Origin of the sequence: Leifsonia sp. 2MCAF36, from assembly GCF_052115525.1 — a bacterium.
In the GTDB taxonomy this organism is placed as follows: domain Bacteria; phylum Actinomycetota; class Actinomycetes; order Actinomycetales; family Microbacteriaceae; genus Leifsonia.
In genome coordinates this window covers 26,177-46,138 of the sequence record NZ_JBFRGV010000009.1, presented here as the reverse complement: position 1 = coordinate 46,138, position 19,962 = coordinate 26,177, and the positions used below count along the sequence as shown (strand labels likewise).

The window sequence follows — 19,962 nt, the reverse complement described above, 5'->3', positions numbered from 1 at the left end:
CGCTACTCGGCCGGCAGCAACTGGGCCGCGGCGATGACGCGGCGCCGGGCGACCGCGATCAGGGCGAGAGCGAAGCCGAACGCCGCCCACAGCAGCAGGCCGCCCAGCCCGCGCCAGGCATCCGCCGAGCCGTCGATCGCTCCCTGCAGCGCCGTGACGGCGGGGGAGGTCGGCAGCCACGGCAGCGCGGCGTCGAAGAATCCAGGCGCCGTCGACACGATGCCGGAGGCCAGGGTCACCACAACGACCAGCATCGAGAGGAACCGCCCGACTCCGCCGAGCAGAGCGACCAGCCCGTGGTTGACCGCGGCGAAGGCGATGCCCGTCGCAGCGGCAAGCGCGGCGAAGCCGAACCAGTGCCCGACCTCGAGCCCGAGCGCCGGCGCCATCACTCCGGCGACGAGGGCGCCTTGGACCACGCCGAGCGCGGCGGCGGGGAGGAACCCGTCCAGGGCGATGCGCCCGGCGGCGCGCGAAGTCAGCAGCGCGCGACGGGAGAGGGCCTGGAGCACGAGGAACGTCGCGAGAGCGCCCAGCCAGAGAGCGACGGAGGCGAACAGCGGGATGCTCGTGCTGCCGAAGGCGGCGGTGCCCGAGGTCTTCTGCGTGACAGGCTCGGCCGCCACCTTCGCGAGGCTGGTCCGCTCGCCGCTGTCGTAGTGGGGGAGCTGCTTCACCGCCGTGTGGAGGCCCGAGGCCAGCGACGTCGCACCGGACGCCGACTGGTCGGCGCCGGAGGCGAGCGCGGGGACGCCGTCGCTGAGCTGCTGCACGCCGGTCGCGAACTGCTGCGCGCCGTCCGCCGACTGGGAGGCGCCGGAGGCGAGCTGCTGCGCGCCGGACGCGGACTGCGCGACGCCGCCGGTGTACTGACCGAGCTGCGAGGCGAAGGTCTGCGCGCCTGATGCGACACCCGCGCTGTACGCCTGCGCCGTGTTCAGGTTGACGAGCTGGCCGGAGAGCGCCTGGCAGAGCGCCCCGAGCTTCGGGTCGACGATCGGCGGAGCGCAGTTCTGCTGCGTCGCCGTGGTGATCGCGGCGGCAGCGGGGGTCAGAGTGGATGACGCCGTGGCAGCTGAGTCCGCGAGCTTCTGCGCGCCCCCGTTCAACTCCGGTCCGCGCTGGGACAGCTGCTGCAGACCGCTCGCCAGGCCGGAAGTTCCGTCTGCGAGCTGAGAGACCCCGCCCGCCAGCGATGAGGCGCCCGTCGCGAGTTGCGACGTCCCGTCGGCGAGCTGGTGCGTCCCGCTCGCCAGCTGTGTGAGTCCGGTCGCGAGCTTGTCAGCCCCGGTGGCCGCCGTGCCCAGCTGCTCCCCGAGCGTGTTGAAGCCGAGGTAGACGTTCTCGATGTACGTCGACGTGAGCTGCTTGTTCAGCACCGAGGTCGCCGTCGTGGTCACCGCCTGGCTGATGGCCGGGTCCACGAGCTTCGACTCCGGGCTGGTGCGGACCTCGATGGTGGCTTGCGTCGCGGCCGACGCCGCGCCGGCGGTCGAGGTCGCCGCCTTCGAGAAGTTCTCGGGGATCGTGACCACGGACACGTACTCGCCGCTGGCCACGCCCTTGTCCGCGTCCTTCTTATCGGTCAGGACCCAGTCGAAGTTGTCGTTCGTGCTGTCGAGGAGTCCCGCGGCCAACTGGCGGCCGAGAGGGACGGTCTGGCCGTTCAGCTTCACCGGCTGGTCGAGGTTGACGACGGCCGCCCTCACGTCGTGCAGGCGCTCGGTCGGGTTCCAGAGCGCCCAGACCAGCAGACCGCCGATGACGATGGGGACCAGCAGGATGCCCGCGATGGTGAGCCAGGTGATCCGCTTGTCCGAGCGCATCCGCTCGAGCGAGAACAGGGACCGGGGGCGGCGCAGGGGAGAGGGGGGCGTGGACATCAGGCGTTCGCCTTCTCGAGGTGGGCGCCGTGCTCGGCGCGGTCGGAGTCGGAGGGGTCGGTGGGGTCGGCCGCGGTCACGACACGCGGGCGGCGGGGCGCGTCGTCCAGGTCGACGGCGGTCGGCTCGACGGTCGAGGGCAGCAGGTCGTCCAGGCCGGAGGGATCCACGCAGCTCACGACGATCGCGAACGGGCGATCCTCGACCCGGGCGCGGCTGAGCGCGGCGGTCAGCTCGCCGTGGATGCGACGGCGCTCCACCGGGTCGGTGACGGAGTCCGCTGCGTCGAGGGCAAGCAGTTGCGGCCCACTGGCCAGGGCGCGGCGGATGTCGTCGACGGGCGTCTCGGAGTGGTCCAGGCGCACGATCGAGGTGCGCGAACGGACCGCCGAGCCGCGGGTCGGCAGCACGAAGCCCGCGACCTTGACGGTCCCGCCGTCGACGTGGGTGCGTCCGGTGATCGCCATCAGGAGCGCGAGAGCGGCGGTGCGGTCGCCGCCGTGGACGACGAAGGCCTCGCCGTTCCCGAGCCGGAAGGACACGTCGCCGACCAGCCGGCGCTTGCGTGCGCTCACCGTCAGGCCGTCGGCCGCGGCCACGGTCTGCGTGCCCGGTTCCGGCCATTCCGCGAGCTCGAGCTCCTTCTGAAGGCCGTCGCCCTCCACGTCGAACGACGGCAGGATGCGGTCGAGCCAGCGCGGCATCCACCACGCCTTGTCGCCGAGCAATTGCAGCACGGCGGGCACGAGCGTCATCCGGACGAGGAACGCGTCGACGAAGACGCCCACGGCGAGCCCGAGGGCGATGGGTTTGATCGAGGCGTCGCCTTCCGGCACGAAGGCGGCGAAGACCGAGATCATGATGATCGCGGCGGCCGTGACCACCTTCGCCGAGCCGACGAACCCGCTCTGGATGGCGCGCCGCGCGTTCCCGCCGTGCACGTAGTCCTCGCGGATGCGGCTCACCAGGAACACTTCGTAGTCCATGGCGAGGCCGAAGAGGACGCCCATCAGGATGATCGGCATGAAGGAGATGATCGGGCCGGTCTTGTCGACGTGCAGCGCATCCGCCAGCCAGCCCCACTCGAACACGACCGTCACGGCGCCGAAAGCCGCCCCGACCGAGAGCAGGTAGCCGAGCGCCGCCTTGATCGGCACGGCGATGGACCGGAAGACCATCGTCAGCAGGATCAGGGACAGCCCGACGACGAGCAGGCCGAACGGCAGCAGGGCGCCGCCGAGCCGGGACGATACGTCGATCTGCGCGGCCGTGTTGCCGGTCACCTTCAGGTCGACGCCGTACTCGTCGAGGAAGTGCTGGTGCTTCCCCCGGATCTCGGCGACGAGGTCGGCGGTCTTCTGGTCGTTCGGACCTGTGGTCGGGACGACCTGCACGATGCCGGTGTCGGCGGTCGCGTTCGGGACGGCGAGCGGGACCGACGCGACACCCGGCAGATCGGCGATCTCGGCGCCGATCTTCTTCATCAGATCCACCGGGTCGTTGCTCTGGATGATGGAGCCGGTCACGATCAGCGGACCGTTGTAACCCGGCCCGAAGTGCTCGGAGACCAGGTCGTAGGCGACGCGGGCCGGCGAGCTCGCGGGCTGGGAGCCGGCGTCCGGCAGCGCGAGCCGCAGCTGCAGCGCGGGCAGGGACGCGATCCCCAGACCGACGACGACGGCGACGACGGTGACGATCGGGATGCGCGTGACGGTCCGCACCCAGCGCCGGAAGAAGCCGGGCGGAATCTCGGCCGTCGCGGCATGGGTGAAGTCGGAGGCCTGCGTCGGCGCCGGAGCCGGTTCGGCCGCCGGAGTGTGCTCGATCGCCGTCCCCTCCGCTTCTCCGGTTGGCCGGCGCCGCTTCGCATCTCGGGCGGCCGCACGCCGGCCGGGCGTCAGCCGGGCGCCGGCGAAGCCGAGCAACGCGGGCGTCAGCGTCAGCGCGATGACCACCGCCACCGCGACGGCAGCCGACGCCGCGATGCCCATCGTCGTCAGGAAGGGGATGCCTGCCACAGCGAGGCCCGCCAGTGCGATGATCACCGTGATCCCGGCGAAGAGCACGGCCGATCCGGCCGTCGCGACGGCGCGCGCCGCGGATTCTTCCGGTGGCACTCCGGCCTTCAACTGTCCCTGATGCCTGGAGATGATGAAGAGCGAGTAGTCGATGCCGACCGCGAGTCCGAGCATCAGGGCCAGCATCGGCGTTGTGGAGGAGATCGAGCCGAATAGTGTCGCGATGAAGATCAGGCACATCGAGATGGCCACGCCGAGGATGGCCGTGAGCAGCGGCATCCCCGCCGCCAGGAACGATCCGAAGGTCAGGATCAGCACCACCAGGGCGATCGCGACGCCGAGCAGTTCGATCACCGAGAGTGACGGCATGTTCTGAGAGAACAGCTGACCGCCCACGGCCGACTTCGCGCCATCGGGCAGCTGTTTCGCCAGGTCGGCCCCGGCCTCCTTGACCGCGGCCTTGGTCTCGGCCGTCACGGTGGTCATCTGGCCCTTCAGCTGGACCGTGATGATGGCGGCCGAACGGTCGGCCGAGATGAGGTTCTTGACCTGAGTCGAGTAGGGGGAGCTGACACCGGACACGCCGTCGATCTCTTTGACGGCTCCGACGGTGTCCTCGATCGGCTGCTTGATGTCGCTGTCGTCGACCGTCTTCCCGTCCGGGGCCACGACCACGATCTGAGCGGTCGTGCCACTGACCTGCGGGAATGTGCGACTGAGCGTGTCGAGCGCCTCTTGCGACTCGGTGCCGGGAATGCTGAAGCTGTTGTCCGTACCCTGGTTGAAGAGGAGGGCCCCGCCGCCGAGAAGGGCGAGGAGCCCGATCCAGATGATCACGACGAGCTTGCGGGCGCGGAAGGCCCACCGGCCGACCGAGTACAGGAGCGAGGACACGGGTTCTCCAGTGGGTGAGTACCGAAAGCGATGGAAGAGGTTCGATACACCGTTGTATCCGTACAGAACCGTATCGGATACACTGCTGTATCGAAACTCCGACTCAGGAAGGTTTCAGCTTGGACAGCACAACTCTCAGTGAGGAGGCACGCACCGAGTCCGCGCGACGCCAGCGGACCAGGGCTCGCCTGCTCGACGCTGCGTTCGACGTGTTCGCCGAACAGGGCGTTCGCGCCGCCAGCGTCGAAACGATCGCCGAGGCCGCCGGCTTCACCCGCGGCGCCTTCTACTCCAACTTCTCCAGCAAAGAAGAACTGTTCTTCGCCCTGATGGACCGGGAGAAGACCATGCGACTCGAACAGCTGAACACCGGTGTCGCGCAGTACCTCACCCCGCTGGTGGGCGAGCAGGGAAGCGACCTGGGAGACGACGAGGTGATCCAGACGATCACCCGCATCCTCGAGCTGCAGTCCGACGACCGCCGCTGGTGGCTCGTCCAGGCGGAGTTCCAGCTGATGGCCCTGCGCGACCACACGATCGCGGCGGACTACCTCCGCTACCACGACGAGTTCTTCGCCGACCTGACGGAGATCGTGGTCGAGGCGCTCTCCAGCGCTCGCCGCCGCTTCACCATCGATCCGGCGGAGGCGGTGCGCCTGATCGCCGAGCTGTGCGCCCAGGGGGAGGCCAGGGCCGTGCTCGCAGACGACCAGCGCACCTTCCAGGAGCGGCTCTCAGAATCGGTACCGGCGATCCTGCTCGCGCTCACCGAGCGGATTTGAGCGTTCCCCAAGGGATGCGGGCTAGTGTTTCGGGATGCGACCCGAAGCATCCCGAGACTCCCGCGCGCCGCGCGTCTCCCGTGTGTTCCGCGCCGTCGCCGTGCTCGCTGCGGCCTCCGCTGCGCTCGCCCTGAGCGCGTGCTCGGGCTCGCCCAGCAGCGCCGAACCGCCGCGCCATGCGGTCACCGCGTCCCCGACGCCCACGGCTGCACCGGACCCGTTCCGCAAGGAACCGCTCACCCAGTTCACCCGGTACGTCGCGATCGGCGACTCGTTCGCGGCCGGGATGGGCGCGGGCGAAGAGCAGGGCAAGTGCCGGCTGAGCCCCGACGCGTACCCGTCGGTCTTCGCCCGAAAGGCCGGCATCGACCTGGTCGTCAATGCGGCCTGCGCCGGCGCAACCACCTCCGACCTGCTGAAGCACCAGCTGATCGCCCTGGACGACCGCACCGACCTGGTCACCCTCAGTATCGGCGGCAACGACCTCGGCGTGGCCGCCATCGCCGGCGACTGCGCGGCAGGCAAAGCCGTCGCCTGCCGCAACCAGGTCACCGCGGCGCTGTCCCTGCTCAACGTGCTTCCGGACCGGCTGGACACCGTCTACAGCGCCGTCGCGCAGGCCGCACCGAACGCGCGCATCGTCGTGACCGGGTACACGCTGCTGTACGACTCCTCCGACCCGGGCGCGCCGGACTTCCAGACCTCGACCGCGATCAACGCCGCGACCCTCGGACTGAACGAGGTCATCCGCCAGGCCGTCGAGGAGCGTCGGGCGAAAGGCGCGGCGATGACCTACCTTCCGGTCGACTTCGCCGGACACGCCATCGGCGACCGCACGCCGTGGCTGAACACGTCCGGTCCGGACATCTTCCACCCGACCGCGACGGGGTACGCCGAGTACGCGAGCCGCCTGCTCCATCTGCTCGGGAAGGCGCAGTAGACCGCCCGAAGGCGCCGTAACGTCGCTGGTACCCTGGCTGGTGTTCACGTCCCGACCCTCCGAGGGAGTTGACCCACCATCACCGCCACGCCTGCACCGACCAGCTCCGCGACCGACGCTGCCACCGACGGCGACACGTACGACCTGATCATCGTGTCCAACCGCCTCCCGGTCGACCGGGTGGTCGACGACAGCGGAAACGCCGACTGGCGCCCCTCGCCCGGCGGACTGGTGGCGGCGCTCGAGCCGGTCATGCGGTCGCAGGACGGCGTGTGGATCGGCTGGGCCGGCGTGTCTGACGAGACGATCGAGCCGTTCGAGGCCGGCGGCATCAACATCCTGCCCGTGCCGCTCTCCGAGCAAGAGCTGCAGGAGTACTACGAGGGCTTCTCGAACGACACGCTCTGGCCGCTCTACCACGACGTCATCGCACAGCCCAGCTACCACCGCGAGTGGTGGGACTCGTATGTGAAGGTCAATCGGCGCTTCGCCCAGGCCGCCGCATCGGTCGCCGCCACGGGCGCGGTCGTCTGGGTGCACGACTACCAGCTGCAGCTCGTTCCGGCGATGCTCCGCGAGCTCCGGCAGGACCTCGTGATCGGCTTCTTCAACCACATCCCGTTCCCGCCGTACGGCATCTACTCGCAGCTGCCGTGGCGCCGCCAGATCATCGACGGACTGCTCGGCGCCGACGTGATCGGGTTCCAGCGGGTCGCCGACGCGGGCAACTTCTCGCGCGCCGTGCGGCGCCTGAAGGGGTACGAGACCCGTGGCCCGATCATCGAGGTGCCGATCGACACGGACGACCCGGCAGCCGGTTCGCACCGCCACGTGACCACCGATCGCCGCGGCGGCCTCGTGCGGACGGTGCTCGCACGCGCCTTCCCGATCTCCATCGATGCCGACCATTACCAGGAGCTCGCCAGGCGCCCCGACATCCAGGCCCGCGCCCGCGAGATCCGGGAGGAGCTGGGCAACCCCGAGAAGATCATGCTCGGCGTCGACCGCCTCGACTACACGAAGGGGATCGGCCACCGTCTGCAGGCGTTCGGCGAGCTGCTGGAGGAGGGCACTGTCCGCGCAGAGGACGTCACGCTCGTCCAGGTCGCGAGCCCCAGCCGAGAGCGCGTCGAGACATACCGCCAGCTACGCGACGAGATCGAACTGACCGTCGGCCGCATCAACGGCGACTACTCGACGCTGGGTCACACTGCGGTCGCGTACCTGCACCACGGCTACCCGCGCGAAGAAATGGTCGCGCTGTACCTGGCCGCCGACGTCATGCTCGTGACGGCGTTGCGGGACGGCATGAACCTCGTCGCGAAGGAGTACGTCGCGACGCGCGTCGACGAAGACGGAGTGCTCGTGCTCAGCGAGTTCGCGGGCGCCTCCGACGAGCTGAGGCAGGCGCTGCTCATCAACCCGCACGACATCGAAGGCCTGAAGGAGACCGTGCTGCAGGCGCTCGCCATGCCGAAGCGGGATCGCACGCGGCGCATGCGCGCTCTGCGCAAGAAGGTCCTGACCAACGACGTCGCCCGCTGGTCGGCGTCGTTCCTCGACGCGCTTACCCGCGCCGCCCACGGCGACCACCCGCTGCAGGACCCGCCCGTCAATCGGCGCTGAGCTCCTCCCTCCCTCTCCGTCCCCACCCACACAGCCGCTCTGAAGGACCATGACCGACACCGCCTCGCACCTCCCGCCCGCCTCCGCCGTCGCCCTCGCCTCCGCCCTGCAGAGGCTCGCGACCGAAGACCGACTGCTCCTGGCCTTCGACTTCGACGGGACGCTCGCGCCCTTCGTCGACGTGCCGCGCGGCGCCCGGACACTGCCCGAATCGAAGGCCGCGCTCGACCGGCTGGAGCACCTGCCGAACACCTGGGTGGCCTACGTCTCCGGCCGGCCGCTGTCGAGCCTGGAGACCGTGACGGAGGCCGATGAGGATGCCCTGCTCATCGGCTCGCACGGCGTCGAGATCCGCTTCGGGCGCGACGGCGTTTCGCTCGACCTGACCGACGACGAGCGGCGCACGCTGGAGCGGCTGGGGGAGACGCTGCAGGAGCTCGTGGACAGCGTCCCCGACACCAAGCTCGAGATCAAGCCGGTCGGTTTCGGCGTGCACTACCGGCTGGTGGGCGAGCGGGGACCCGAGGTCGTCGCCCGCGCCCGCGAGGCGGCCGCCGCGGTCAGTTCCTCCCTGACGATCCGGGACGGCAAGGACATCATCGAGTTCTCGGTGCGCGAGGCGCACAAGGGGGACGGCGTCGAGCGGCTGCGGGAGTACACCAAGGCCACCGCCGTGCTCTTCGCGGGCGACGACGTCACCGACGAGGACGGCTTCTCGGTGCTGCGGCCGGACCGCGGCGATGTCGGCATCAAGGTGGGCACGGGCGAGACCGCGGCGCAGTACCGCGTCGCCGACGAGCGCGCGATCGCCACGCTGCTGGGCCTGCTGGCGCAGGCCCGCGAGGCGCACCTCCGCTCCTAGCCACGCGCCGCCGCGGAGTCGTCCCCAGTCTGAGGTCCGGGGCAGCCGTTCCACGGGCTTGGGCACATGGTCCGAGCGGCATTCGAGACGTCCTAGAGTTGTTCCATGCCAGAAGTCGATTGGAAGCCGCGTTCGCGCGTCGTCACGGACGGAATCGAAGCCACCACCAGCCGCGGGATGCTCCGCGCCGTCGGTATGGGTGACGAAGACTGGGAGAAGCCGCAGATCGGCATCGCCTCGTCCTGGAACGAGATCACGCCCTGCAACCTCTCGCTCGACCGCCTCGCGCAGGGCGCCAAAGAGGGCGTTCACTCCGGGGGCGGCTATCCGCTCCAGTTCGGCACCATCTCCGTCTCCGACGGCATCTCGATGGGGCACGAGGGGATGCACTTCTCGCTCGTCTCGCGCGAGGTCATCGCCGACTCGGTCGAGACCGTGATGATGGCCGAGCGGCTCGACGGCACCGTGCTGCTTGCGGGTTGCGACAAGTCGCTCCCCGGCATGCTGATGGCGGCCGCGCGCCTCGACCTCGCAGCGGTGTTCCTCTACGCCGGATCGATCGCCCCCGGCTGGGTGAAGCTCTCCGACGGCACCGAGAAAGACGTCACCATCATCGACTCGTTCGAGGCGGTCGGAGCGTGCAAGGCCGGCAAGATGAGCGAGGAAGACCTCAAGCGCATCGAGTGCGCCATCGCCCCGGGTGAGGGCGCCTGTGGCGGCATGTACACCGCGAACACGATGGCGTCCGTCGCCGAAGCGCTCGGGATGAGCCTCCCGGGCTCCGCCGCGCCGCCCTCGGCGGACCGCCGCCGCGACTACTACGCGCACCGCTCGGGCGAGGCCGTCGTGAACCTGCTCAAGAAGGGGATCACGGCGCGCGACATCCTGACCAAGGAGGCGTTCGAGAACGCGATCGCGGTCGCCATGGCGTTCGGCGGCTCCACCAACGTGGTGCTGCACCTGCTCGCGATCGCGCACGAGGCCGAGGTCGACCTCACGATCGACGACTTCAACCGGATCGGCGACAAGGTCCCGCACATCGGAGACCTCAAGCCGTTCGGAAAGTACGTCATGAACGACGTGGACCGCCACGGCGGCGTGCCCGTCGTGATGAAGGCGCTCCTCGACGCCGGCCTGATCCACGGCGACTGCCTGACGGTGACCGGCAAGACCGTGGCTGAGAACCTGGCCGAGATCAACCCGCCCGCGCCGGACGGCGAGGTGATGCGGACACTCGACAACCCGATTCACCCGACCGGTGGCATCACCATCCTGAAGGGCAGCCTGGCTCCGGACGGCGCCGTCGTGAAGACGGCCGGCTTCGACGCCGAGGTGTTCGAGGGGCCTGCTCGCGTGTTCGAGCGCGAGCGCGAGGCGATGGACGCGCTGACCGAGGGCCGGATCCTCGCGGGCGACGTGGTCATCATCCGCTATGAGGGCCCGAAGGGCGGCCCCGGCATGCGCGAGATGCTCGCCATCACTGCGGCGATCAAGGGCGCAGGGCTCGGCAAGGATGTACTACTATTGACGGACGGACGATTCTCAGGCGGCACAACCGGCCTGTGCATCGGCCACATAGCACCCGAAGCGGTGGACGCTGGTCCCATCGCCTTCGTGCGCGATGGTGATCTGATACGGGTCGATATCGCGGCTCGCTCCCTCGACCTACTTGTCGACGAGTCAGAGCTGACCGCCCGCCGTGAAGGCTGGGCGCCTCTTCCTCCGCGCTATACCCGTGGCGTTCTCGCGAAGTTCTCCAAGCTCGTGCGCTCCGCAGCTGAAGGAGCCGTCACCGGCTGAGCTTCGCGCCAGCACCGTAAACCACCGTTCGTACGTAAGGGACTATGACAGGCATGTCCACGGATGCAACCCCCAGTACAGTGTTGCCGTCCGCGGCGCCCGGCAAGGCGTCGCCCGAGAAACTGACCGGCTCCCAGTCGGTCGTCCGCACGCTCGAACTCCTCGGCGTCACCGACGTCTTCGGACTTCCGGGCGGTGCGATCCTCCCCATCTACGACGCGATCATGGACTCCACCAAGATCCGTCACATCCTGGTCCGCCACGAGCAGGGCGGCGGCCACGCGGCCGAAGGCTACGCGGTCGCGTCCAATCGTGTGGGCGTCGCCATGGCGACCTCCGGCCCGGGCGCGACGAACCTCGTCACGGCGATCATGGACGCGCACATGGACTCCGTGCCCGTCGTGTTCATCACCGGTCAGGTGTTCTCCACGCTGATGGGCACGGACGCCTTCCAGGAGGCGGACATCGTCGGCATCACCATGCCGATCACCAAGCACTCCTTCCTGGTGAAAGACGTCGACGACATCCCGGGGACCATCGCCGCGGCGTACCACATCGCCGGCACGGGCCGCCCAGGCCCCGTCCTGGTCGACATCACGAAGGACGCCCAGCAGAATGCGGCGCCGTTCGTCTGGCCGCCCAAGGTCGACCTGCCGGGCTACCGGCCGATCACGAAGGCACACGGCAAGCAGGTGCTCGCAGCCGCACAGCTGCTCGCCGAGGCCAGCAAGCCGGTGCTCTACGTCGGCGGCGGTGTGATCCGCTCGCGGGCGTCACAGGAACTGCTCGAACTCGCCGAGGCCACCAACACGCCGGTCGTCACGACTCTGACCGCGCGCGGCGCTTTCCCGGACACGCACAAGCAGCACCTCGGCATGCCGGGGATGCACGGGACGGTTCCCGCCGTGCTGGCGCTGCAGGAAGCCGACCTCATCATCTCGCTCGGTGCGCGGTTCGACGACCGCGTCACGGGCAACACCTCGCTGTTCGCGCCCAACGCGAAGATCGTGCACGTCGACGTCGACCCTGCCGAGATCTCCAAGATCCGTGTCGCCGACGTCCCCATCGTCGGCGATGCCAAGGATGTCATCGTCGATCTGACCGCGGCCTACCAGGACGCGACCCGGGCGGGCAGACCTACGCTGGTCGAGTGGTGGACCTACCTGAACGGGCTCCGCGAGGAATTCCCGCTGGGTTACACGCCGACCACGGACGGCCTGCTCGCGCCGCAGTACGTCATCCAGCGGATCGGCGAGCTGACCGGCCCAGAAGGCGTCTACGCCTCGGGCGTCGGCCAGCACCAGATGTGGGCCGCCCAGTTCATCAAGTACGAGCGCCCCAACTCCTGGCTCAACTCCGGGGGCGCAGGCACGATGGGCTACTCGGTGCCTGCGGCGATGGGCGCCAAGGTCGCGCAGCCGGACCGCACGGTGTGGGCGATCGACGGCGACGGCTGCTTCCAGATGACCAATCAGGAGCTGGCCACCTGCACGATCAACAACATTCCGATCAAGGTCGCGATCATCAACAACTCGTCGCTCGGAATGGTGCGGCAGTGGCAGACCCTGTTCTACGACGGTCGCTACTCCAACACCGACCTGAACACGGGCCACGACACCGTCCGCGTTCCCGACTTCGTGAAGCTGGCCGAGGCATACGGCGCCCTCGGCATCCGTGTCACGAAAGAGGAAGAGGTGGACGCGGCGATCAAGCTGGCGCTCGAGACCAACGACCGCCCGGTCGTCATCGACTTCGTGGTGAGCGCCGACGCGATGGTGTGGCCGATGGTGCCGCAAGGCGTCAGCAACAGCTACGTCCAGTACGCCCGCGACCACAGCCCGTCGTTCGGAGGGGAGTGACCATGAGCACCCACGTTCTGAGCCTCCTCGTGGAGGACAAGCCCGGCCTTCTGACCCGCGTCGCGGGGCTCTTCGCCCGGCGCGGGTTCAACATCCACTCGCTCGCGGTGGGAACCAGCGAGGTCGAAGGCCTCTCGCGGATCACCGTCGTCGTCGATGTGGAGGAGCTCCCGCTCGAGCAGGTGACCAAGCAGCTGAACAAGCTGATCAACGTCATCAAGATCGTCGAACTCGACCAGGCGCAGTCGGTGCAGCGCGAACACCTCCTGATCAAGGTGCGGGTGGACAACTCCACCCGGTCCCAGGTGCTCGAGGCGGTCAATCTCTTCCGCGCTCGCGTCGTCGATGTTGCAACCGACGCGCTCGTGATCGAGGTCACCGGCGACAGCGGCAAGACCCAGGCGCTGCTCAAGGTGCTGGAGCCGTACGGCATCAAGGAGATGGCGCAGTCCGGCCTCCTCGCGATCGGCCGCGGCGGCAAGTCCATCACCGAACGCGTCTTCAAGAATTAACTCGCCTCCGGGCGACGAAAAACGAGTTCCCCCGAATCAACCAGCAAGGAGAAAGCACCAGTGGCTGAGATCTATTACGACAACGACGCAGACCTCTCGATCATCCAGGGCAAGAAGGTCGCGGTCATCGGCTACGGCTCGCAGGGCCACGCCCACGCGCAGAACCTCCGCGACTCCGGAGTCGAGGTCGTCATCGGCCTCAAGGAGGGCTCGAAGTCGAAGCCCAAGGCCGAAGAGGCGGGCTTCCGCGTCCTCAGCGCGGCCGACGCGGCGGCCTGGGCCGACGTCATCGTCATCCTCGCTCCGGACCAGGTGCAGCGTCACCTGTACGCCGACGACATCCAGGGCAACCTGCAGGAGGGCAACGCCCTCGTCTTCGGGCACGGCTTCAACATCCGCTTCGGCTACATCGAGGCCCCCGAGGGCGTCGACGTCATCATGGTCGCGCCGAAGGGCCCCGGCCACACGGTGCGCCGCGAGTACGAGGCCGGCCGTGGCGTCCCCGTGATCGTCGCGGTCGAGAAGGACGCGACCGGCAACGCCTGGCCGCTTGTCCTCTCCTACGCGAAGGGCATCGGCGGACTGCGCGCCGGCGGCATCAAGACCACCTTCACCGAAGAGACCGAGACCGACCTGTTCGGCGAGCAGGCCGTCCTCTGCGGTGGCGTCTCGCAGCTCGTCCAGTACGGGTTCGAGACCCTCACCGAGGCCGGCTACCAGCCGCAGGTCGCCTACTTCGAGGTGCTGCACGAGCTCAAGCTGATCGTCGACCTCATGTGGGAGGGCGGCATCGCCAAGCAGCGCTGGAGCGTCTCCGACACCGCCGAGTACGGCGACTACGTCTCCGGCCCGCGCGTCATCGACCCGCACGTCAAGGAGAACATGCAGGCCGTACTCTCCGACATCCAGGACGGCACCTTCGCCAAGCGCTTCATCGCCGACCAGGACGCGGGCGCACCCGAGTTCCTCGAACTCCGCAAGAAGGGTGAGCAGCACCCCATCGAGGCCACCGGCCGCGAGCTGCGCAAGCTGTTCGCCTGGAACGCGTCCAACGACGACGACTACGTCGACGGCGAGGTCGCTCGCTGACGCGAGCGCTCACCGTTCGGCAGTAAACCAGCACGACCAGAGGGGTGTCGCACGCGACGCGTGCGGCACCCCTCTGCGTCCCGTCGTAACGCGGCGAAAAGGGCGCTTGACGCCCCGCTAGAGTTAAGCCGTTCCGCGCCCCACGGACCGTGGCGCACCTCCCAAGCCAGCCCTCCCTTTGTAAGGAACTGCCACGTGACAAAGCCGGTCGTCCTGATCGCCGAAGAACTCTCGCCCGCCACCGTCGACGCCCTCGGGCCCGACTTCGAGGTCCGCTCAGTGGACGGGACCGACCGGCCGGCGCTCCTCGCCGCGGTGGCCGACGCCGACGCGATCCTGGTGCGCTCCGCCACGAAGGTCGACGCAGAGGTCATCGCCGCCGCCAAGGCCCTCAAGGTCATCGCCCGAGCGGGCGTCGGTCTCGACAACGTCGACATCAAGAGCGCCACGAACGCGGGCGTCATGGTGGTCAACGCCCCCACCTCCAACATCATCTCGGCCGCCGAGCTCACGGTCGGTCACATCCTGAGCCTCGCCCGCCACATCCCGGCCGCGCACAGCGCGCTCGCGCAGGGACAGTGGAAGCGCTCGAAGTACACCGGTGTCGAGCTGTACGAGAAGACCGTCGGCATCATCGGTCTCGGCCGCATCGGCGCGCTCATCACCGCGCGCCTGCAGGCCTTCGGCACGAACGTGATCGCCTACGACCCGTACGTCACCAGCGCCCGCGCCCAGCAGCTGGGCGTCCAGCTGGTCACCCTCGACGAGCTGCTCGCGCAGGCCGACTTCGTCACCATCCACATGCCGAAGACGCCGGAGACGACCGGCATGATCTCGGACGACCAGTTCGCGCAGATGAAGCCCACCGCGTTCATCGTCAACGTCGCGCGCGGCGGCCTGATCGACGAGGATGCCCTCCACCGTGCCCTCAGCACCGGAACGATCGCAGGTGCCGGTCTCGACGTCTTCGTGTCGGAGCCGCCCCAGGAGTCGCCGCTGCTCGCGCTCGAGAACGTGGTCGTCACCCCGCACCTGGGCGCGTCCACCGACGAGGCCCAGGAGAAGGCGGGCGTTTCGGTCGCTCGATCGGTCCGCTTGGCGCTGTCCGGCGAGCTCGTCCCCGATGCGGTCAACGTCGCAGGGGGTGTCATCGACCCGTACGTGCGCCCCGGAATTCCGCTCGTCGAGAAGCTCGGCCAGGTGTTCTCGGGCCTCGCCAGCAGCCCGGTCACCAGCGTCGATGTCGAGGTCCGCGGCGAACTCGCCGACTACGACGTGAGCGTGCTGAAGCTCGCCGCGCTCAAGGGCATCTTCACCAACATCGTCAGTGAGACCGTCTCGTACGTGAACGCGCCGCTGCTCGCCGACCAGCGGGGCATCGAGGTGCGGCTCATCACCGACTCGGTCAGCGAGGAGTACCGCAACCTGATCACCCTGCGCGGTGCGCTCAGCGACGGATCGCAGATCTCGGTGGCGGGTACCCTCACCGGCCCGAAGCAGATCGAGAAGATCGTCGGGATCAACGGCTACGACGTCGAGGTGCCGGTCGCCGAGCACCTCGTGGTCATGGTCTACGACGACCGCCCCGGCATCGTCGCGGTCTACGGCCGCGAGTTCGGCGAAGCGGCCATCAACATCGCCGGAATGCAGGTCGCCCGGACCTCGGCCGGCGGCAAGGCCCTCAGCGTCCTCACCGTCGACTCGCGGGTGCCCGACGGCCTGATCGAGAAGGTGCGGCTGGCGATCGACGCGGACCTGATGCAGGAGATCGACATCACGGAGTCCTGAACCTGCCGGGAAGTTTATTCTTCCCGGCTGTCGATTCTTGTGGCCTACTTGCGTCGTAGGGGTGTCGATATCCCTACGAACCGAGGAGACACCATGTCTGACGAGTACGTTCTGCTCATCCGCGAGCCGAACTGGAACCCCGACGAGATGACGGCCGAGCAGTGGCAGGCCGGAATGGCCGGCCACCAGGTCTTCCAGGCCGCCGTCGCCGCCGCAGGCGAGCGCATCACCGCCAGCAGCGCGCTGCAGGCAGCCACCCAGGCGACCAGGATCACTCCCGGCGCCGACGGCGCACCGGTCTTCACGAACGGGCCGTTCGGCGAGACCAACGAAGTCGTCACCGGCTTCTACGGCTTCACCGCCTCGAGCGCGGAGCAGGCGCGCGAACTGGCGGCACTGTGCCCGACCCATGGTTCGATCGAGCTGTATCCGGTGCTGGTGCTGGACGCGGTGCGCTGAGTGGCGGCGTCTCCGCCGGTGAGCGCTGAGCTCGAACGCGCCTGGCGCGAGGAGTCGCCGCGCATCCTCGGGGCCGTCGCCCGCAGCACAGGCGACCTCCTGCTCGCAGAAGACGCGGTGCAGGAGGCGTTCGCGCGCGCCGTCGCGGAGGCGGCGCGCGGCCGGGCGCCGAGGAATCCGGCCGCCTGGATCACCACGGTCGCACGCCGGGTCGCCCTCGACAGTCTGCGGCGGGAGCGAAGCGCCGCGCGGGCCACGCCGGCTCTCGCCGCTGAGATCGCACGCGCCGAGCGGGCGATCACCGACGATGCCGAACGGGGGGAGGAGTCCATGTTCACCGGTGACGAGCGGCTCGAACTCATCCTCCTGGTCGCGCATCCCACGCTCACCGCGGAAGCGCGGGTGGAGTTGGCCCTCCGTTTCGTCTGCGGTCTGCCCACTGCACGGATCGCCGACGTCTTCCTCGTTTCCGAGCCGACCATGGCCGCGCGAATCACGCGCGCCAAAAAGCGCATCCACGGAACGGGTCTGCGGTTCGTCCTGGACGATCCTGCCGCCGTCGCCGAGCGGATGCCCGACGCCCTGACCACGATCTACCTGCTGTACACGGTCGGGCACCAGAGCGCGGACGACGTCGTGCGTACGGACGCGATCGCCCTCGCACGCGACGCCTACCGCAGTGCGCCCGCGGAGGAGAGCGCTGGCCTCCTGGCGCTGCTCCTGCTGACCGAGGCGCGGCAGTCGACGCGCCTCACCGAGAGCGACGAGTTCGCGACCCTGCGCGAGGCCGACCGATCGCGCTGGGACACCGCGCTGATCGCGGAGGGGGAGCGGCTCGCGGCGGCCGCGCTGGCGGGCGACGGCCGGTATGCATTGCAGGCTGGCATCGCCGGCCTGCACGCGATCGCTCCGAGCTGGGAGGCCACCGATTGGCCCGCGATCGCGCGGCTGTACGACGGGCTGGTCCGGCAGTGGCCGAGTCCGTCCGCACGGCTGGGCCGGTTGGTTGCGCTCGGCCACAGCCTGGACGCCGGACCGGAGGTCGGCCTCGCCGGCCTCGCCGCTGATCCGGAGCTCTTCCGGGAGCCGCTGGCGGCGCAGGCCCATGCCGCCCGCGCCGATCTGCTGCGTCTTGCAGGACGGGACACCGAGTCGGCCGCTGAGCTCCGCCGGGCGATCGCTGTGGCAGGGGACGACCGCACCGCGCGGTCGCTGGGGCGGATCCTGTCGGCGCTCGGCTGACGGCGCGCGGGCGTCAGGGCGTCGGCCCGGAGATCTTCCGCACCAGGGCGATCAGCTCGTCCACATCCGTCTCGTCGCGCAGCACCGTATTGGCCGCGGGCAGGAGCGCCGTGTTGTAGTACATCCCGTCGCCGATGAGCATGACCATGCGGGCCGCCAGGGGATCGCCGACCGCCTCCTCGAGGACGCCCAGCCAGAGACGCTGTGCGTCGGCGAGTGCATCCCTGGCGCGGGTGTCGGCGGCCTGCGCGAGCCGGGCGACCGCGACGACGGCCTGCTCGAACCGGGAGTCGGTGGGGATCGACGTGCGCAGGAAGTAGTCGACCGGTCCCGCCGACGCGGCGCGCATCCGCTCGACGTCGTCGGCGACTAGGCCGGAGAACCGGTCGAGCACGCCGTGCACCAGCGCATCCTTGGACGCGAAGTGATAGAGCAGACCGCCCTTGGAGACGCCCGCCCGGGCCGCGACCGCGTCCAGCGTCGCCGCCCGCTCGCTCTGCTCGGCGAGCAACTCCTCGAAGGCGTCGAGCACGCGATCCCGCGCTGTTCGGGAAGCGGCGGGGGAGTCACTCGGCATGAGGACATGCTAGCCCGCGCTCGCTTGCCGCTGTACCGTCCAGACGGTACAGTAAATTCATGTCACCGACCATCGCCACCGCCCTCGCTCCCACGGCTCGCCCAGCGCGCGCCGGCGGTCGCGCCTGGGCGGCGCTCGCGGTGCTCATGCTCCCGACCCTTCTGGTCTCCGTCGACAACACGGTGCTGAGCTTCGCGCTCCCGTCCATCTCGGAGGCCCTGAAACCGAGCGCGACGGGGATGCTCTGGATCGTCGACGTGTATCCGCTCGTGCTGGCGGGCCTGCTCGTCGCCATGGGCAGCCTGGGTGACCGGATCGGCCGTCGGCGTCTTCTGCTGATCGGCGCGACAGGCTTCGCCTCCGTCTCCGCCCTCGCGGCCTTCGCACCGACAGCGGAACTGCTGATCGGCGCCCGCGCCGCGCTGGGCGTCTTCGGGGCGATGCTGATGCCGTCGACCCTCTCCCTTCTCCGCAGCGTGTTCGCCGACCGGGAGCAGCGTCGGCTCGCGATCGCCATCTGGGCGGCCGGCTTCGCCGCGGGTTCCGCTCTCGGACCGATCGTCGGCGGTGTCCTGCTCGAGCACTTCTGGTGGGGCTCGGTGTTCCTGCTGGCGGTGCCGGTGCTGATCCCGTTGCTGGTGCTCGCTCCGCTGCTGGTGCGCGAATCCCGCGACCCGTCGCCCGGGCCGGTGGATGTGCCGGGCATCGTGCTCTCGCTGCTCACGATGGCGCCCATCGTCTACGGGATCACCTCGCTCGCTGTCGACGGCTTCTCCGCCCTCGCCGCTGCCGCGATCGCGGTCGGTGTCGCATCCGGAACGCTCTTCGTGCGCCGTCAGCTGCGGCGCCCGGTCCCGATGCTCGACATGCGCCTCTTCGGCCGCCCCGCGTTCAGCGGAGCGATCGTGGTGAATCTGCTGAGCGTCGTGTCGCTGGTCGGCTTCCTCTTCTTCGTTTCGCAGCACCTGCAGCTGGTGATCGGGCTGACGCCGCTGCAGTCGGGCCTTGTGCTGCTGCCCGGCCTCGTCGCCATGATCGTCGCGGGTCTCGTGGTCGTACCGATCGCGCGGCGCATCCGCCCCGGTGCGGTCATCGCCGGCGGGCTGACGCTGTCCGCCGCCGGCTACCTGCTCATCGCGTTGACCGGAGGCGGGGCACCGTGGACAGTTCTGCTCGCGGCCTTCGTTCTGCTCGGAGCGGGCATCGGCGCGGCCGAGACCGTCTCCAACGAGCTCGTCATCTCGACCGCGCCCGCGGCGAAGGCGGGTGCCGCGTCCGCCGTCTCGGAGACGGCCTACGAACTGGGCGCGGTGCTCGGCACCGCCACGCTCGGCACCCTGATCACGGCGTCGTACCGCGGCGCCCTCGTGGTGCCCTCCGGACTGAGCGCCGCACAGGCGGAGGCCGCGGGCGAGACGCTGGGCGGTGCCGTCTCCGTCGCGGCGAGCCTGCCGGGTCCGCTGGCCGAGGAGCTGCTCCAGTCCGCGCGCGCCGCCTTCGACAGCGGTGTGGGGGTCACCGCGGTGATCGGTGTCGCCCTCGTCGCTGCTGCCGCCGTCGTCGCGCTGGTCACCCTCCGCCACGTCCGCTCCTGACCGCGCCGCCGAGCCTCGCCCCGCCCGGCGTGACGG

General features: G+C 69.5%; 15 protein-coding genes. 12 read left to right on the top strand and 3 right to left on the bottom strand.

Annotation, left to right across the window (positions count from 1 at the left end):
- Window positions 1-2: 2 nt before the first annotated feature.
- Entirely contained in the window at window positions 3-1,883 is a 1,881-nt protein-coding gene (locus tag AB4079_RS14335; protein WP_441787987.1) for a YhgE/Pip family protein, read from the bottom strand.
- Window positions 1,883-4,795, bottom strand: coding sequence for an MMPL family transporter (locus AB4079_RS14330; protein ID WP_441787986.1), 2,913 nt, complete (start codon window positions 4,793-4,795; stop codon window positions 1,883-1,885). The genes AB4079_RS14335 and AB4079_RS14330 overlap by 1 nt, the downstream gene beginning before the upstream one ends.
- Window positions 4,796-4,914: 119 nt before the next feature.
- Here AB4079_RS14330 and AB4079_RS14325 point away from each other — a divergent pair, with 119 nt between their 5' ends.
- From AB4079_RS14325 to AB4079_RS14275, 11 genes are all read left to right on the top strand, one after another.
- The gene (locus AB4079_RS14325) at window positions 4,915-5,577 is read left to right on the top strand and encodes a TetR/AcrR family transcriptional regulator (protein ID WP_441787985.1); all 663 of its coding nucleotides are present in this window, start codon (window positions 4,915-4,917) and stop codon (window positions 5,575-5,577) included.
- A gap of 34 nt (window positions 5,578-5,611) precedes the next feature.
- Entirely contained in the window at window positions 5,612-6,517 is a 906-nt protein-coding gene (locus AB4079_RS14320; RefSeq protein ID WP_441787984.1) for an SGNH/GDSL hydrolase family protein, read from the top strand.
- Between the two features lie 153 nt (window positions 6,518-6,670).
- On the top strand, window positions 6,671-8,143 hold the full coding sequence (gene otsA / locus AB4079_RS14315) for an alpha,alpha-trehalose-phosphate synthase (UDP-forming) (protein ID WP_441787983.1): 1,473 nt from the start codon (window positions 6,671-6,673) through the stop codon (window positions 8,141-8,143).
- A 49-nt stretch (window positions 8,144-8,192) separates the two neighbouring features.
- On the top strand, window positions 8,193-9,005 hold the full coding sequence (gene otsB, locus AB4079_RS14310; RefSeq protein WP_441787982.1) for a trehalose-phosphatase: 813 nt from the start codon (window positions 8,193-8,195) through the stop codon (window positions 9,003-9,005).
- A 105-nt stretch (window positions 9,006-9,110) separates the two neighbouring features.
- A complete protein-coding gene (gene ilvD, locus AB4079_RS14305) occupies window positions 9,111-10,805 on the top strand; it encodes a dihydroxy-acid dehydratase (RefSeq protein ID WP_441787981.1) in 1,695 nt (564 codons plus the stop codon).
- A 53-nt stretch (window positions 10,806-10,858) separates the two neighbouring features.
- Window positions 10,859-12,664: an acetolactate synthase large subunit gene (locus tag AB4079_RS14300; RefSeq protein WP_441787980.1), complete on the top strand. Its 1,806-nt coding sequence runs from the start codon at window positions 10,859-10,861 to the stop codon at window positions 12,662-12,664.
- Between the two features lie 2 nt (window positions 12,665-12,666).
- The gene (gene ilvN, locus AB4079_RS14295) at window positions 12,667-13,176 is read left to right on the top strand and encodes an acetolactate synthase small subunit (RefSeq protein ID WP_441787979.1); all 510 of its coding nucleotides are present in this window, start codon (window positions 12,667-12,669) and stop codon (window positions 13,174-13,176) included.
- 60 nt (window positions 13,177-13,236) lie between these two features.
- Window positions 13,237-14,265, top strand: coding sequence for a ketol-acid reductoisomerase (gene ilvC / locus AB4079_RS14290; RefSeq protein WP_441787978.1), 1,029 nt, complete (start codon window positions 13,237-13,239; stop codon window positions 14,263-14,265).
- 195 nt (window positions 14,266-14,460) lie between these two features.
- On the top strand, window positions 14,461-16,053 hold the full coding sequence (serA, locus tag AB4079_RS14285; protein ID WP_441787977.1) for a phosphoglycerate dehydrogenase: 1,593 nt from the start codon (window positions 14,461-14,463) through the stop codon (window positions 16,051-16,053).
- Between the two features lie 93 nt (window positions 16,054-16,146).
- Entirely contained in the window at window positions 16,147-16,512 is a 366-nt protein-coding gene (locus tag AB4079_RS14280; protein WP_441787976.1) for a YciI family protein, read from the top strand.
- A gap of 18 nt (window positions 16,513-16,530) precedes the next feature.
- Complete coding sequence (locus tag AB4079_RS14275) at window positions 16,531-17,754, top strand: RNA polymerase sigma factor (RefSeq protein ID WP_441787975.1); 1,224 nt, start codon at window positions 16,531-16,533, stop codon at window positions 17,752-17,754.
- 13 nt (window positions 17,755-17,767) lie between these two features.
- Here the strand turns inward: AB4079_RS14275 and AB4079_RS14270 are convergent, their stop codons facing one another.
- Entirely contained in the window at window positions 17,768-18,331 is a 564-nt protein-coding gene (locus tag AB4079_RS14270) for a TetR/AcrR family transcriptional regulator (RefSeq protein ID WP_441787974.1), read from the bottom strand.
- 59 nt (window positions 18,332-18,390) lie between these two features.
- Here AB4079_RS14270 and AB4079_RS14265 point away from each other — a divergent pair, with 59 nt between their 5' ends.
- The gene (locus AB4079_RS14265; RefSeq protein WP_441787973.1) at window positions 18,391-19,926 is read left to right on the top strand and encodes an MFS transporter; all 1,536 of its coding nucleotides are present in this window, start codon (window positions 18,391-18,393) and stop codon (window positions 19,924-19,926) included.
- The last annotated feature ends 36 nt before the right edge of the window (window positions 19,927-19,962 follow it).